At 72.0% G+C, this 14,335-nt stretch carries 12 protein-coding genes; 5 read left to right on the forward strand and 7 right to left on the reverse strand.

Annotation, left to right across the window (positions count from 1 at the left end):
* Positions 1-178: 178 nt before the first annotated feature.
* Both ASG83_RS12425 and ASG83_RS05520 read right to left on the reverse strand, forming a co-directional pair.
* Entirely contained in the window at positions 179-3,355 is a 3,177-nt protein-coding gene (locus ASG83_RS12425; RefSeq protein ID WP_082599098.1) for a carbohydrate binding domain-containing protein, read from the reverse strand.
* 261 nt (positions 3,356-3,616) lie between these two features.
* The gene (locus tag ASG83_RS05520) at positions 3,617-5,629 is read right to left on the reverse strand and encodes a glycogen debranching N-terminal domain-containing protein (RefSeq protein ID WP_055857926.1); all 2,013 of its coding nucleotides are present in this window, start codon (positions 5,627-5,629) and stop codon (positions 3,617-3,619) included.
* A gap of 175 nt (positions 5,630-5,804) precedes the next feature.
* On the opposite strand from ASG83_RS05520, the gene ASG83_RS05525 reads away from it, so the two are divergent.
* From ASG83_RS05525 to ASG83_RS05540, 4 genes are read left to right on the forward strand one after another with little or no spacing between them, the layout of a single operon-like run.
* Positions 5,805-6,851 (forward strand): LacI family DNA-binding transcriptional regulator, encoded by a 1,047-nt coding sequence (locus ASG83_RS05525; RefSeq protein ID WP_235451364.1) that lies wholly within the window; start codon positions 5,805-5,807, stop codon positions 6,849-6,851.
* A 33-nt stretch (positions 6,852-6,884) separates the two neighbouring features.
* Positions 6,885-8,120 carry an extracellular solute-binding protein gene (locus ASG83_RS05530; protein ID WP_082599099.1) on the forward strand — a complete coding sequence of 412 codons (1,236 nt, stop codon included), beginning with the start codon at positions 6,885-6,887 and terminating at the stop codon, positions 8,118-8,120.
* Positions 8,121-8,125: 5 nt separating this feature from the next.
* Entirely contained in the window at positions 8,126-9,241 is a 1,116-nt protein-coding gene (locus tag ASG83_RS05535) for a carbohydrate ABC transporter permease (RefSeq protein ID WP_055857932.1), read from the forward strand.
* Positions 9,238-10,158, forward strand: coding sequence for a carbohydrate ABC transporter permease (locus tag ASG83_RS05540; RefSeq protein ID WP_055857934.1), 921 nt, complete (start codon positions 9,238-9,240; stop codon positions 10,156-10,158). The genes ASG83_RS05535 and ASG83_RS05540 overlap by 4 nt, the downstream gene beginning before the upstream one ends.
* 6 nt (positions 10,159-10,164) lie before the next feature.
* Here the strand turns inward: ASG83_RS05540 and ASG83_RS05545 are convergent, their stop codons facing one another.
* The 4 genes from ASG83_RS05545 to ASG83_RS05560 form a co-directional block, all read right to left on the reverse strand.
* Complete coding sequence (locus tag ASG83_RS05545; RefSeq protein ID WP_082599148.1) at positions 10,165-10,572, reverse strand: CrcB family protein; 408 nt, start codon at positions 10,570-10,572, stop codon at positions 10,165-10,167.
* An 8-nt stretch (positions 10,573-10,580) separates the two neighbouring features.
* The gene (locus tag ASG83_RS05550; RefSeq protein ID WP_235451363.1) at positions 10,581-11,075 is read right to left on the reverse strand and encodes a CrcB family protein; all 495 of its coding nucleotides are present in this window, start codon (positions 11,073-11,075) and stop codon (positions 10,581-10,583) included.
* A 66-nt stretch (positions 11,076-11,141) separates the two neighbouring features.
* Positions 11,142-11,765: a helix-turn-helix transcriptional regulator gene (locus tag ASG83_RS05555; protein ID WP_055857936.1), complete on the reverse strand. Its 624-nt coding sequence runs from the start codon at positions 11,763-11,765 to the stop codon at positions 11,142-11,144.
* A complete protein-coding gene (locus ASG83_RS05560; protein WP_055857938.1) occupies positions 11,762-12,577 on the reverse strand; it encodes a DUF4097 family beta strand repeat-containing protein in 816 nt (271 codons plus the stop codon). The genes ASG83_RS05555 and ASG83_RS05560 overlap by 4 nt, the downstream gene beginning before the upstream one ends.
* 141 nt (positions 12,578-12,718) lie before the next feature.
* On the opposite strand from ASG83_RS05560, the gene ASG83_RS05565 reads away from it, so the two are divergent.
* Positions 12,719-13,462 (forward strand): MerR family transcriptional regulator, encoded by a 744-nt coding sequence (locus tag ASG83_RS05565; protein ID WP_055857939.1) that lies wholly within the window; start codon positions 12,719-12,721, stop codon positions 13,460-13,462.
* Here the strand turns inward: ASG83_RS05565 and ASG83_RS05570 are convergent.
* Complete coding sequence (locus ASG83_RS05570; protein ID WP_055857942.1) at positions 13,459-14,142, reverse strand: YitT family protein; 684 nt, start codon at positions 14,140-14,142, stop codon at positions 13,459-13,461. The two genes, ASG83_RS05565 and ASG83_RS05570, sit on opposite strands and share 4 nt — an antisense overlap.
* Positions 14,143-14,335 lie beyond the last annotated feature (193 nt).

Raw genomic sequence — 14,335 nt, forward strand, 5'->3', positions numbered from 1 at the left:
CGCCCCGTGGCGGGAATCGGGGAGCGCTGCCGTCCGTCCTCCTGAGTTGCGCATGCCGCACCGACGAACCGAGCGCGCTTCTGCGCCTGCCCCCTCGCGCGAGTCCCCGCATCCGCCGCGGAACGCGGAAGCGGGGCGACCCGACGGCCGCCCCGCTCCGCATCCCTGAGGGGTCGCGCTACTCGACCATCACGCGATCGATGCTGATCGACCCGTTGCCCTTCAGCCCGAGGCTGTAGCCCTGCACGTCGGTGAGGGTGAGCCCGTCGTTCGGGGCGCCGGCGGGCTGCCTGGCCGCTCGGCGGAACTCCTCGAACGGCACCGTCACCTTCTGCCAGCCCGTGCCCTTCACCATGACGTCGGCCGTGAACCGCTCGGCCGTGCCAGGGGCCTGGAACACCCGGATGTAGTCGACCGTCAGCGACTGCGGGAACTCGAGGTCATCCCCGAGCGCCCCGCCGAAGTTGCCGCCGACCGCGACGTTCGTCAGCAGCGTGAACGGGTGGTCGAACACCCACTCGTTCGGGGCGATGTCGGCCGGCGTCGCCGAGTGGTACTGGATGCCGTCGACGAACCAGTCGATGCGCTCGGGCGTCCACTCCACCGAGAAGGTGTGCCAGTCGTCGTACACGGGGGTGCCGAAGTCGTAGATGCCGCCGAACGACTGGCCGCCCGAGTAGCCGGGCCCATGGATCGTGCCGAAGATCTCGTTCGGCAGTCGACCGACGAACTCCATGACGTCGATCTCACCCGTCTGGGGCCAGCCGACCTCGCGGAAGTCGTTGCCGAGCGTCCAGACCGCGGGCCAGATGCCGCTGCCCTGCGGCACCTTGACGCGCGACTCGATGCGGCCGTACTCGAACTCCTGCTTGTTCTCGCTGATGAGGCGAGCCGAGGTGTACTCGCACGGGCCGTACCAGCACTCGAGGTCGGTGGTGGCGGGGTCGATCTCCTCGACGGTGATCACGAGGTTGCCGTCGCCGTCGAGCGACGCGTTGTCGGTCGAGTCGGTGTAGTACTGCAGCTCGTCGTTGCCCCAGCCCCAGCCGCCGGTCTCGTACGTCCAGTTGTCGGGGTCGGCGGGCTCGCCCGCGGCGCCGTCGAACTCGTCGCTCCACACCGGGACCCAGCTGTCCGGGCCGGTGTCCGGCGCGCCGTTGTCGGCGATCCCGACCGTGATGCGCTGGTTGGCCTTCGCGCTGTCGACCCAGAACGAGAGGCCGTCGGCGGTCGACCAGTCCTGGCCGCCCTCGATCGGGCGGGTGATGCCGCCGTTGCCGCGGAAGGAGATGTCGAGGATCGTCTCGTCGACATCGGCGCCCTGGTAGCCGCCGCCGTCGCGCGTCTGGATGCTCGTGCCGCGCGCGGTGTCGATGAGCCACGGGAACGACTCGACGTCGTCCACGAGACCCTCGACCTTCTCGTCGTCGTCCTGAATGCTCACCGCGGCCGTGCGGACGATGCCGAACTCAGCCCCGACCGGGTTCGACAGCGCGACGACGAACGTCTCGTCGACCTCGAACTTGGCGTTCTGCAGGGTCTCCACCGAGATCGCGACCTCGCGCTCGCCCGCGGGGATCGTCACGGTTCCGCTCGCCGAGGTGAAGTCCTCGCCGTCGGTCGCCGGCAGATCCTCGGTGCGCGTGCGGGCGCTCGTCGAGAACGCCGACCAGGCGACGGTGACGTCGGTCGCGGCGACGCGGTTGAGCCGCACCGTCGTGACGGCGTCGTCGCCCTCGGCGACCTCGTAGCCCGCGCGGTCGAACGAGACCTGGAGCGGGATGGGAGCGGCCTCGCCGTAGAGAGTGACGTCGTCGTAGTGGAAGGTCTGCGCGCCCGCGGTGCGCAGCACGCCGAAGGCGTAGCCGTGCATCTCGGTGAGGGTCAGCCCGTCGGCGGGGGCGCCGTTGCCGATCTCCTTGCGCGTGAAGTCCGCGAAGTCGAAGGTCAGGAACCTCCAGCCCACGAAGTCGTCCTCGAAGCTCGCGACGTAGCGCTCGGCGTCGTCGCGGGTCGAGCCGGGGTTGCGGTTGTCGAGGAGGTCGAAGAACAGGTCCGTTCCCGAGCCGGTGCCGAGCATCCAGAACCCGATTCCCTCGTAGCTCGACCAGTCCTGCGTGACCCACTCGTCGGCCGTCTCGTTCGCGAAGTTGCGCACGACGACGCCGAACGAGACGACGCTCGCGACGGCCTGCAGCACGGTGTTGTCGCCCGCGGCGCCGGGGACGGGCGCGGGAGGCGCATCCGTCGCCTGGAAGGAGACCGAGCTCGACGGGTCCTGCGCGGCGAACCAGCCGAGCGGCACGTCGCCGTCGGCGCCGGTCGTCAGCGGAGCCTCGTGGTCGTCGACGAGCAGGGTGCGGCCGGTGGGCGGGCCCACGACCGCGCGATCATCATCGAGGATGCTCACGGTCGAGCTCGTCGCCGAGCCGAGCAGCACGCCCGAGGGTGCTCCGAGGCTCACGGCGAAGGTCTCGTCGCCCTCCTCGATCGCGTCGTCGGTCGTGGGGATCTCGACGGTGCGGCTCGTGACGCCGGCGGCGAACTCGAGGGTCGTGGTGACCGCGGTGAAGTCGTCGGCGCTCGCGGTGCCGGCCGCCGTGGTGACGTCGACCGTGACGGTCTCGGTCGGCGCGACGGTCAGACGCACCTCCAGGCTCGCGGTGCGGCCCTCGATCACGCCGAGAGCGGCCGGCGAGATCGAGGCCGTCGGAGCGAGCGCCTCGTCGGCGTACGCGACGATGTCGTCGACGCGGACGGTGTTTGCACCGTTCACGGCAGGGATGGCGTAGCCCCACACGGTGCTCAGAGTGAGTCCGTCGTTCGGGGCGCCACCGGGCTGGAAGTCGGTCGCGCGCGCGAAGGCCGACCACGGGAGGTCGACGACGCGCCACCCGGCGACGTCGTCGACGATCGTCGCGTCGAAGCGCTCGGAGGAGTCGGAGTTCGCGCCGCCGTCGAAGAGCTCGAACTGCAGGGCGCTGCCGTTGCCGGACCCGTTGAGCAGGAAGCGGACGCCGTCGAAGGCGCTCAGGTCGCGGGCTCCGGAGAAGTTCTCGCCGATGCCGCCGAACGAGCCCGGTGCGGTGACGTCCCACCCGTAGGAGACGACGGTTGAGGGCTCGGTCTGGCCGGGCTTCGCCTCGGGCGTGCCCGGGGCGACCTCGACGAGCCCGAAACCGGCTGACCCGTAGCCGAAGAAGCCGGCCGGAGCGCCCGACTCGAAGTCGGCGATGACGGACACGGTCTCGGCGGCGGCTGCCGGAGCGGCCGCGACCGCGAGGGGGAGGACGACGGCCGCGGCGGCGAGAGCGGCGATGGCGCGTCTCGACGACGGTCTCGAGGTGGGGGACATGGGGATGCTCTCCGCTCGTTCAGCTGCCGGCCCTCGTTGGTCGGCCGTCTCAGAGTACGGAGCGTGAGAGCGCTCTCACAGTCCGCATTAAGGCGGACAGGGCGGGCGTGAGGCGCGGGGTCGGCGGGCGTGCCTGCGCGAGAAAGCGCGGGTCTGATGACGATGCGACGCATCGATGGCGCTCACCCTCATCAACCCCGCTCATGCTCAGCGAGTGAGGCGGACGGGCGGTCGGGCGGGGATGCCCCGCTCGGGTGGGGCTCAGCCGATGTCGTGGGCGGCCGCGCCGAGACGCAGGCCCGCGACGCGCAGACCCTCGAAGCCGGGGAGCGGGGCGTGCGCGATCGCGCCGCCACGGGCATCCGGGCTCAGGCGCAGCGCCGCCGACAGGACGGCGACGGCCGACGCGGCCGACCAGGCCTGCGGGCGGCACGCGGCGGGGTACGGGACGGGCGCGCCGACCTCGGCGCGCGCGTCTCCGCTGTGGAGCTCGGGCACGCGGTAGTCGAATCCCTCGGCGGCGGCCAGCAGCCCGTCGATGAGCTCAGCGGCGACGGCGTCGTGCCCGTCGCGGGCGAGGCCGAGCACGGCGATCGCGGTGTCGTGGGTCCAGACCGAGCCGCCGTGGTAGCTCAGCGGCCAGTAGCCGCTCGACTCGGTCGACATCGTTCGCAGGCCGAAGCCCGAGCTCATGGCGGGGGATCCGAGTCGGCGGGCGACGAGATCGGACTGCTCGGCATCGAGCAGCCCCGTGCCGAGGAGGTGCCCGAGGTTGGAGGTGACGGTGTCGACCGTCCGCTTGGCGGCATCGAGCGCGATCGCGGGATACGCGCCGGCGGGGTCGTCGATCCAGAAGCTCTCGTGGAAGCGCGTCTTGAGCCGCTCGGCCCACGCGCGCCAGTCGGCGGCCTCCGTCGCAGGGTCGGCATCGGCGCCGTCGCCGGCCCCGAACGTCTCGAGCAGCTCGGCCCCGTGCACGGCCGCCTCGTACGCGTACGCCTGCACCTCGCACAGGGCGATCGGCCCCTCGGCGAGCGAGCCGTCGCGCCACTGCACGCTGTCGCCGGAGTCCTTCCACCCCTGGTTGGCGAGCCCGTGCCCCGATCGGTCGACGTACTCGAGCAGGCCGTCGCCGTCGGCGTCGCCGTGGTCGCGCATCCACGCGAGGGCGCCGCGCAGGGCGGGCAGCAGCGCCCGCACCTCGTCGTCGGCCATGCCCCAGCGCCAGGCGTCGTGCAGCAGGCACACCCACAGCGCGGTCGCGTCGACGGTGCCGTAGTAGAGCGGAGGCAGCGAGGTGCCGTCGTCGATCACGAGCGTCTGGCGGCGCAGCTCGTGCATGATCTTGCCCGGCTCCTCGGCGGTGTCGTCGACGATCGCCGTGCCCTGCAGCCCGGCGAGCACGTGCAGGGTGTCGCGCGCGAGGTCGGTGCCGAGCGGCAGCAGGAACCGCGCGGCCCACAGCGAGTCGCGCCCGAAGAGCGTGAAGAACCAGGGGGCTCCCGCGGCCAGGAACTGGCGATCGGGATGCTGCGCCGTCGTCATGCGCAGGCAGTCGAGGTCGGCGAGCGACCGCTCGACCCAGCGCGTCAATCGGCTGTCGGGGGCGTCGATGCGGGGCGTGCTCCACGGCACGGGCTGCGCGGCTCCGCCGACGACGCCGATGCTGTCGTGCGCCTCGAGGCCGATGGCTCGCGCGACCGAGCCGCGCGCCGGCACCGCGAGCGCCGACCGCAGGCGGACGCCGGTCGGCGTGCGCTCGACCTCGAAGCCCTCGGCGAGCAGGCGCGCGCTCACGCCCTCGCCCTCCCACGTGACCGCGCCCGCACCGAGCTCGGGCTCGATCCCGACCGGCTCGCCGAGGCCCTGCTTGATCTCGTCGAGCGAGCGGGCGTCGAGGTCGAGCTCGATCTCGATCTCGGTGTCGATCGCGACGTCGCGACGGTTGACGATCGTGAGTCGCTCGCTCCAGCCGGCGGCGGTCGCGCGGCGATCGACCTCGAGCCGCACCCCGGGGTCGGGGGTCGGGTCGTCGAGGTGCCGGAGCAGGGAGTGCAGGAGGGCGCGGTCGGCCGTCGGCGACGCGGTCGACAGGGGCTCCGCATCCGCGCCCCCGATGCGGACGCGGACGCCGCGGACGAGGCGGACGTCGGAGAAGTAGACGCCGTGGATGGCGGAGGAGCCGATGGAGCCGTCGACGCCCGACCAGACCTGCGTGGGCGCGCGCAGCACGGCGAGCGCGTCGTGGAGGAGGGGCTGGAGCGGTGCGGTCATGTCCTGTGAGCTTCCCGTCGGTGGCGCTGGGCGGCGTCGTCGGGACTTGACACCGCTGTCGGTGTCGGACACACTACCGAAGAATTCGAACGTTCAAAATGAACGATCCAATTCCCGGCGGAACAGCCGGGGAGCAGCGCAGCACGCTTGGCCAAAGGAGGCGCGGGTGGGACGGATGCCGACAGTCGACGACGTCGCCCAGGCCGCCCAGGTCTCGCGCCAGACGGTGTCGAACGTCATCAACTCGCCGGGAATCGTGCGCGAGACGACGCGGCAGCGCGTGCAGGAGGCGATCGATCGCCTCGGGTACCGGCCGCACGCATCCGCCCGGCGCCTGCGCACCCGCAAGTCGTCGACGATCGGCGTGCGCCTCGATCCGCTGCGCGACGGGATCTCCGGCGCCGTGCTCGACCGCTTCGTGCACAAGCTCGCCGAGCAGGCCGACGCCCGCGACCTGCGCGTCATGATCTTCACCGCCGACGGCCACGCCGACGAGCTCGCCCACATCCGCCGCTTGCGCGACGGCAGCGACGTCGATGCCTTCGTGCTCATCGGCACCGACCACGGCGACTCGCGCATCGCCTGGCTCGTCGAGAACCGCGTGCCCTTCGTGTCGTTCGGCCGACCGTGGGGGGCCGAGACGCCCGACCCGCATCACCGCTGGGTCGACGTCGACGGCCGGGCCGGGGTCCGGGATGCGGTGCAGCACCTGCGCGCGCACGGCGCCGACCGGGTCGCGTGGATCGGCTGGCCGAGCCCCTCGGGCACGGGCGACGAGCGCCGCGCCGGCTGGGAGGAGTCGTGCGGGCTCGAGGGCGCCGACCGCGAGAACCTCGCGATCGCGACCGAGGACGGCGTGACCGAGGGCCGCCTGGCGGCCGCCGCCCTGCTGGAGCTGCCGGCGCCGCCGGACGCGATCGTGTGCGCGAGCGACTCGCTCGCCCTCGGCGCGACGATGGCGGCGCAGGCGGCGGGGCGCGCGGGGCTCCCCATCGTCGGCTTCGACGACACCCCGGTCGCCGCGGCCGTCGGGCTCTCGAGCATCGAGCAGCCGCTCGACGAGGTCGTCGCGACCGCACTGACGCTCCTGTTCGGCGAGCACGGCGACGACGTGCGGCCGAACCCGGACAGCGACGAGGAGCCGGGTCACCGGCTCCTCGTGCCTCGACTCGTCGAGCGCAGGTCTAGCCACCTCGCGCTCGACGGCAACCCCGGCGCCTGAGGCTCCGGCAATCACACATCGAAAGGAATCATCGTGAGGACATCACAATGGAGTGCGCTCGGGCTGGCCGGCGCGCTCGCCGTCACTCTAACGGCTTGCTCCGCCGGGTCGGAAGGCGGCGAGGGCGGCGCGGTCGAGGAGGGCCTCGAGCTCACCATGCTCATCGGCTCGTCGGGTGAGGCCGAGACCACGGCCGTCCAGGCCGCGGCCGACGCGTGGGGCGAGGAGACCGGCAACACCGTCGAGGTGATCGCCGCCAACGATCTCGTGCAGCAGCTGGGTCAGGGCTTCTCGGGCAACAACCCGCCGGACATCTTCTACATGCCGTGGGACCAGTTCCAGACCTACGCCGCGCAGGGCTTCATCGAGCCGTACGCCTCCGAGCTCGAGAACGCCGGCGACTTCCTGCCGGCGCTCGCCGAGCAGTTCAGCTACGACGGCGACTTCTACTGCGCCCCGAAGGACTTCTCGACCCTGGGTCTGCAGATCAACCTCGACGCGTGGGAGGCCGCCGGTCTGACCGACGCCGACATCCCCACCGACTGGGACCAGCTGGCCTCCGTCGCGCAGTCCCTCACCACGGGTGACCAGGTCGGCCTCTCGATGGGCCGCGAGTACGCCCGCGTCGGCGTGTTCATGAACCAGGCCGGCGGCGAGATCGTCGACGGCGACGAGATCACCGCGAACAGCGAGGAGAACCAGGCCGGTCTCGAGTACCTCCAGGGGCTCATCGACGCCGGGTCGCTGAAGTTCCCGCAGGAGCTCGAAGCCGGCTGGGGCGGCGAGGCCTTCGGTCTCGGCAAGGCCGCGATGGTCATCGAGGGCCCGTGGATCAACGGCGCCATGGCGAACGACTTCCCCGACCGCCGCTTCATCTCGGTCGAGCTGCCCGCCGGCCCCGCCGGCCCGTCGACCTACGCCTTCAGCAACTGCTGGGGCATGCCGGTCGGTTCGGAGACCAAGGACGCCACGATGGATCTCATCGAGTTCCTGACGAGCGACGAGCAGCAGCTCGCCTTCTCCGAGGCCTTCGGCGTCATCCCGTCGACCGAGTCGGGCGCGGCGGCCTACGCCGAGCAGTTCCCCGACAACTCGGCCTTCGTCGCCGGAGTCGAGTACGCCGAGAGCCCGGTCGCCTTCCAGGGCGCCGCCGCGGCATTCGCCGACTTCAACACGCAGCTCGAGTCGATCGGGAGCGCGGAGCCCGCGAGCATCCTCGACCCGCTCCAGGCGAACCTCGAAGCCGCCTACGCCGAGGCGAACGGATAACCACCGTGGCCGTCAACGCCGCACCACGGCCTCGTCGCGGCGGAGGAATCCGCCGCGGCGAGGCCCGCGCGGGGTGGCTCTTCGTCACCCCCGCCGTGCTCATCACCGCCGTCTTCCTGGTGATCCCGATCGCGCTCGCGCTCTGGGTCAGCATGAGCGACTGGAACGGCTTCCAGTCGCCGCTCAACCCGCGCGTCAACTTCGTCGGGCTCGAGAACTACGCGGCGATCACGGTCGAGGACGGCCTCGATCAGCGCAACTTCGGCACCGCCGTGCGCAACAACCTCTACTACGTGCTGCTCGTCGTGCCGCTGCAGACGATCATCTCGCTGCTGCTCGCCGTGCAGGTCAATCGCGCAGCGCTGCGCGGGCGCGGCTTCTTCCGCACCGCCTTCTACTTCCCCTCCGTCACGAGCACGGTCGCGATCGTCGTCGTGTTCCAGTTCCTCTTCACCGCGTCCGGCGCGGTCAACGCCGCGATCGGCGCGCTCGGCATCAGCGGGCCCGACTGGTTCAACGACTCCACCGGGCTCATCCACGGGCTGCTGTCGGCGTTCGGGATCACGCAGCCGCCGGCGGCGCTCGCCGAGCCGGGCTTCCTCGGCATCTCGGGCTGGGAGTGGATCGCCGGCCCCTCGGTCGCGATGACCTCGCTCATCATCCTGGCCATCTTCACGACCTCGGGCACCTTCATGCTCCTGTTCCTCGCCGCCCTGCAGAGCATCGGATCGGAGATCGACGAGGCGACGCTCATGGACGGGGCCGGCCCGTTCCGGAAGTTCTTCTCCGTGACCGTCCCGATGCTCCGGCCGACGCTCTTCACCGTCCTGACCCTCGGGCTCATCGGCTCCTGGCAGGTCTTCGACCAGATCTACGTCATCGGCGGCGGCAGCGCCGGCGGCACGATCTCCACCCCCGCCTTCCTCGCCTACCGCAGCTCGTTCGTCGACCTGCAGTGGGGCCAGGGAGCCGCGATCGCGTTCATCCTCTTCCTCTTCATCATCCTGCTCACCCTCGTGCAGCGCTGGGTGCTCACGGAGCGGACGCCGCGGAAGCGCAACCGGGTGGCGGCGACCGAGAAGATCGCCGCGAACGACTCGACCTCCGGGGGGCTCCGATGACCGCGGCCGTGACACCTGCCACCGGCGGGACGGGCGGGACGAGCATCCGCACCCCTGAACGCTCCTTCCGGCGGAAGAAGCAGATCGGCGGCCGCGCCCGGGCGAACATGCTGCTCGGCTACCTGATCCTCATCGGGCTCGCGCTCATCTACATCTACCCGTTCCTGATCTCGATATCGGCATCGTTCAAGACCGACGCGGAGGCGACGCAGAACGCGCTGTCGCTCATCCCCGACACGATCACCTTCGCCGCGTACGAGCGGCTCTTCGGCGACGTGCCCTTCCCGCTCTGGGCGGGCAACACGCTGCTCGTCTCGGTCGTCGTGACCGTGGGCCGCGTGTTCTTCGACTCCCTCGCCGGGTACGCGCTCTCGCGGCTGCAGTTCCGCGGGCGCACCGCGGTGTTCGTCGCCTTCATCGCGATCCTGTCGGTGCCGGGCGTCGTCCTGCTCATCCCGCGCTTCCTGATCCTGCAGCAGCTCGGGCTCTACGACACCTACGGCGGCATGATCATCCCGCTGCTGTCGACGGCCGCGGGCGTGTTCATCATGAAGCAGTTCTTCGACTCGATCCCGGTGAGCATCGAAGAGGCGGCGCGCATCGACGGCGCGAGCACCTTCCGGGTGTTCTGGACGATCGTCCTGCCGATGGCGCGGCCGGCGCTCGTGACGCTCTTCATCCTGTCGTTCCAGGGGTCGTGGAACGAGCTCGGCCACTTCATCGTGTCGCGGCAGAGCCCCGAGCTGAACACGCTCACGACCGGTGTCGCCTCGCTCGTCTCCGGCCAGCTGGGCTCCGGCAACCAGTACCCGCTTCAGCTCGCGGCGGCGGTGCTCATGACCATCCCGGTCGCCGTGCTGTTCTTCATCTTCCAGCGCCGGATCATGAACACGACGGCGGGCGCCGAGAAGGGCTAGGCACCCTCAGCCGCCGAGCAGCGACGCGCCCGCAGCGGCGCCGGCGAGCACGGCGGCGAGCGCGAGCACGAGCGTCAGCACGACGTTCGCGGCCGCGACCGTCCAGCGCGCCGCGGCCGCCCGACCGTGCGCGCCGTCGACCCCGATCTCGCCAAGCGCGAGCCGCACGGTGTCGACCGCGTGCGTCGAGAAGGTCGTGAGCCCGCCGCAGAACCCGGTGACGATCGCGAGCCGCAGCACGGGGTCGTCGACCGCGGCGACGCCGATCCCCGCGACGAACGACCCGACGAGGTTGACGAGGAGGACGCCCCACGGCAGCGCGCGGCGCGCGGGCAGCGCGACTCCCACGAGGTAGCGCAGCAGGGCTCCGACCGCGCCCGCCCCCGCGAGAGCGAGCACGGCGAGAGCCGGCATCGCCCCGATCACTCGTCGACCTCCGGCCAGGGGTCGGCCGCGCCCCGGGGTCCGCGCGCGAGCCGCTCGCCGATGACGTGCCCGGCGACGGCGGCGCCGAGCCCGAGCACCAGGGTGAGCGCGACGCTCATGACGGCCCCCGGGAGACGACCGCCCTCGGCCAGCAGGACGACCGACACCGCGAAGGCGGAGTACGTGGTGAACGATCCGAGCAGGCCGGCGCCGAGCCCCGCGCGGGCCCATCCGGGGACGCGCGGCGACGCCCAGCCGACGAGCACCCCGAGCCCGGCGGCCCCGATCACGTTGACGAGGAGCGTGCTCGCGGCGAAACCCGTGGCGGCGTTGGGCATGGCCGCATCCAGCGCCGCCCGCAGGAGCGTGCCGAGCGCGCCGCCCGCCGCGACGGCCCCGAGAACGGCGGGGCTCAGCGCTCCGGCCGGCGATCGTGGAAGGCGCGCGGTCGACGCCGTCGTCGCTCCGCCCTCGCCCGAACCCTGGCCCACGCCCTCAACCTAGCGCCGGGGCGCACGGCCCTGCGCGGCCCCGCGCCGTCGGACTAGCCGACATGCCTACCGCCGCAGCGCCGCCCGCACCTCGTCGGTCAGATCGCGCAGCCGCTGCTCGACGAGCGACACGACCTCCTCGCTCAGCCGGTCGTCGCCCGCGGCGCGGCGCAGCTCGGTGCGCAGGTCGAGCCGCGCGCTCGCGATCGCCGACTCGGCCCGGTGCAGCCGCTCGCGCCCTTCGCCCCGCACGACGCTGACGGCCTCGTCGACCCGGCGGCCGGTCGCGCGCGCCTCGTCGCGGGCCTCGCGCGTCGCCGCGGCGAGCTCCGCCCGCAGCGACGTCATCGCCTCGCCGACGGATGCCCGCACCTCGTCCGCGAGCCGGCGCACCGAGTCGCCGACCCCCGCCTCGATGTCGTCCAGCTCGGCCGACCGGGCGGCGAGCTCGGCGCGCCCCTCCGGGGTGAGCGAGTAGATCGTGCGCCTGCCGTCGGCGAGCCGCGAGACGAGCCCGTCGGCCTCGAGCTTGCCGAGCCGAGGGTAGACGGTCCCGGCCGAGGGCACGTAGGTGCCGCCGAAGCGGTCGGAGAGCGCCTGGATGATCTCGTACCCGTGCATCGGCCGCTCGGCGAGCACGTGCAGGAGGTAGAGGCGCAGGTGCCCGTGGCCGAAGACGGCGGGCGTCACGAGGCGTCCGCGGAGGCGCGCTCGGTGTGCACGACCGAGACGTCGCCGGAGACGCTGCTCGCGCGCACCTCGGTGAACGAGCCGGCGAGCTCGCCGTAGCGGCTCGAGTACTGCCCCTTGACGCCGGTGATCTGCGTGTCGTCGAGCTGCAGCGAGCCGACGACGGTGTTGACGGTGTACTGCGCGGGGGCGCCGGCGTCGAGGCGCACGGTGAGGTCGCCGCTCACGCTCTTGTTGACGATGCGGTCGGGGCGGCCGTACAGGTCGAGCAGCACGGCGCCCGAGACCCCGTCGCACGAGAAGCGGAACACTTCGCCGCTCACGGTCACGTCGCCGCTGACGGTGTGGGCGGTGACGTCGCCGTGGTGCCCGCGCACGGCGATCTCGCCGCTGACGTTCTGCAGCTGGAGGTCGCCGACGACGCCGTCGACGACGATGTCGCCGCTCACGGTGCTGATGCTCGCGTCGTCGTGCAGTCCGCTGATGAGCGCGTTGGCGGTGACGACGCCGAAGGTGAGGGCGGTCGTCCGCGGCACGAGGATGGAGACCTCGGCCCGCGCCCGCCCGCGGAATGCGCGGAACGTGTCGAGCCAGTTCTCCCATCGCAGCTGCGGGTGGTCGACGATGAGCGTTCCGCCCTCGACCGAGATCTTGAGGTCGCGCCCGCTGACGCCGTGCACCTCGACGCGCGCGCCGGGCTCGTCGTGGGCGACGATGTCGACCTGCCCGGCGATGAGGCTCACCTTGAGCCGGCGGATGCCCTCGAGGTCGATGACGGTCGGTTCGGTGACGATCCAGGTCTCCTGCGCCATGGCATGCTCCTTCTGCGGATGCGCGAATCGCGATATATCGCGTCTGTCGCGATCACGATATATCGCGTTTCGATCGCGGCGCAAGCGATTCTTCGCGACAACCCTTGACCTTGACGCGACGTCAACCTCTACCGTCGGAGCATGACCTGGTCGATCCAGCGCATCGCCCGCCTCGCCGGCACGACGAGCCGAACGCTGCGCCACTACGAGCAGCTTGGTCTGCTCGCCCCGGCGGGCCGCGCGGCGAACGGCTACCGCTACTACGACGAGGCCGCGCTCACGCGCCTGCAGCGCATCCTGCTGCTGCGCGAGCTCGGCCTCGGCCTCCCGGCGATCGCCGACGTGCTCGCCGGTGACGACGACGACGCCCGCGCTCTCGCGACGCACCTGCAATGGCTGCGCCGCGAGCGCGAGCGCATCGACCGCCAGATCGCGAGCGTCATGACGACGATCGCGAAGCTCGAGAGAGAGGAACCGCTCATGCCCGACGAATCGCTCGACGGCTTCGACCACACGCGCTACCGCGAGGAGGTCGAGCAGCGCTGGGGCGCCGACGCCTACGCCCGCAGCGACCGCTGGTGGCGCGAGCTCGGGGACGACGGCCGCGCCGCCTTCCAGGCGGAGGCCGCCGCCATCCAGCAGGGCTTCGCGGATGCCCGCGCATCCGCCCTCGCCCCCGACGCCGACGAGGTGCAGGCTCTCACCGCCCGGCACTGGGCATGGGTGCGCGCCGGGTGGGGCGGCACCCCTCCGGGCACTGACGCCTACCTCGGGCTCGGCGACATGTACGTCGCCGACCCGCGCTTCGCCGAGCACTACGGCGGGCTGGAGGGCGCGGAGTTCGTGCGCGACGCGATGCGCATCTACGCCGAGCGCGAGCTCTAGCCGCCCGTCGGCGCCTCGTCGGTGTCGGCGTCGGTCGCGCCCGGGGCCGTCCCCGCGCCGGCGGAGTCGACGGCCTCGGGCACGCGCAGCCGCGGGAGCGTCTGCCCGACCATGGGCCCGATGAGGAGCGCGAACGCGACGGTGCCGAACCCGACGGTGCCGCCGAGCAGCCAGCCGATGCCGAGCACGGTGAGCTCGACGCCCGTCCGAACCTTCCAGATCGCCCAGCCGAAGCGCGCATGGGCTCCGGTCATGAGCCCGTCGCGCGGGCCGGGGCCGAAGCGCGCCCCGATGTAGAGGCCCGTCGCGATCGCCAGCAGCAGGAGCCCGCCCGCGAAGAGGAGGATGCGCGCCCACAGCGGCTCGGGAGTCCGCACGACGAGCAGAGCGAGGTCCATGACGGGGCCGATGAGCAGGACGTTGAGCACCGTCCCGATTCCGGGTCGCTGCCGGAGGGGGATCCACAGCAGCAGCACGCCGAGGCCGATGAGCACGACCACGACGCCGATCGACCAGCCCGTCTGCACCTCGATGCCCTGCGCGAAGACCGTCCAGGGGTCGAGCCCGATCTCGGCGCGGATCATCAGCGCGACCGCGGTGCCGTACAGGAACAGCCCGAGCAGCAGCTGCGCCCAGCGGCGGACGGCGGTGCGCGTCGAGCCGGCGCGCGCGATGGTCATGCGCTCAGTCCATCGTGAAGTCGCCAGTCGGACAACTCGGGGCGACGCGCGACGTCATGCACGCAGCGCCCCAACGCCCCGCGGGCGTCCTGACCGATCGGTCACATTCGAGGGCCTCGTGCATCCCTCGCTTTGCGAACGCACAGCGAACGCTGGGATGCTGGCCAGCGTTCACACCCCGCGCCGACGTCGG

The sequence above is a fragment of the Yonghaparkia sp. Soil809 genome (genome assembly GCF_001429705.1).
Lineage (GTDB): Bacteria > Actinomycetota > Actinomycetes > Actinomycetales > Microbacteriaceae > Microcella.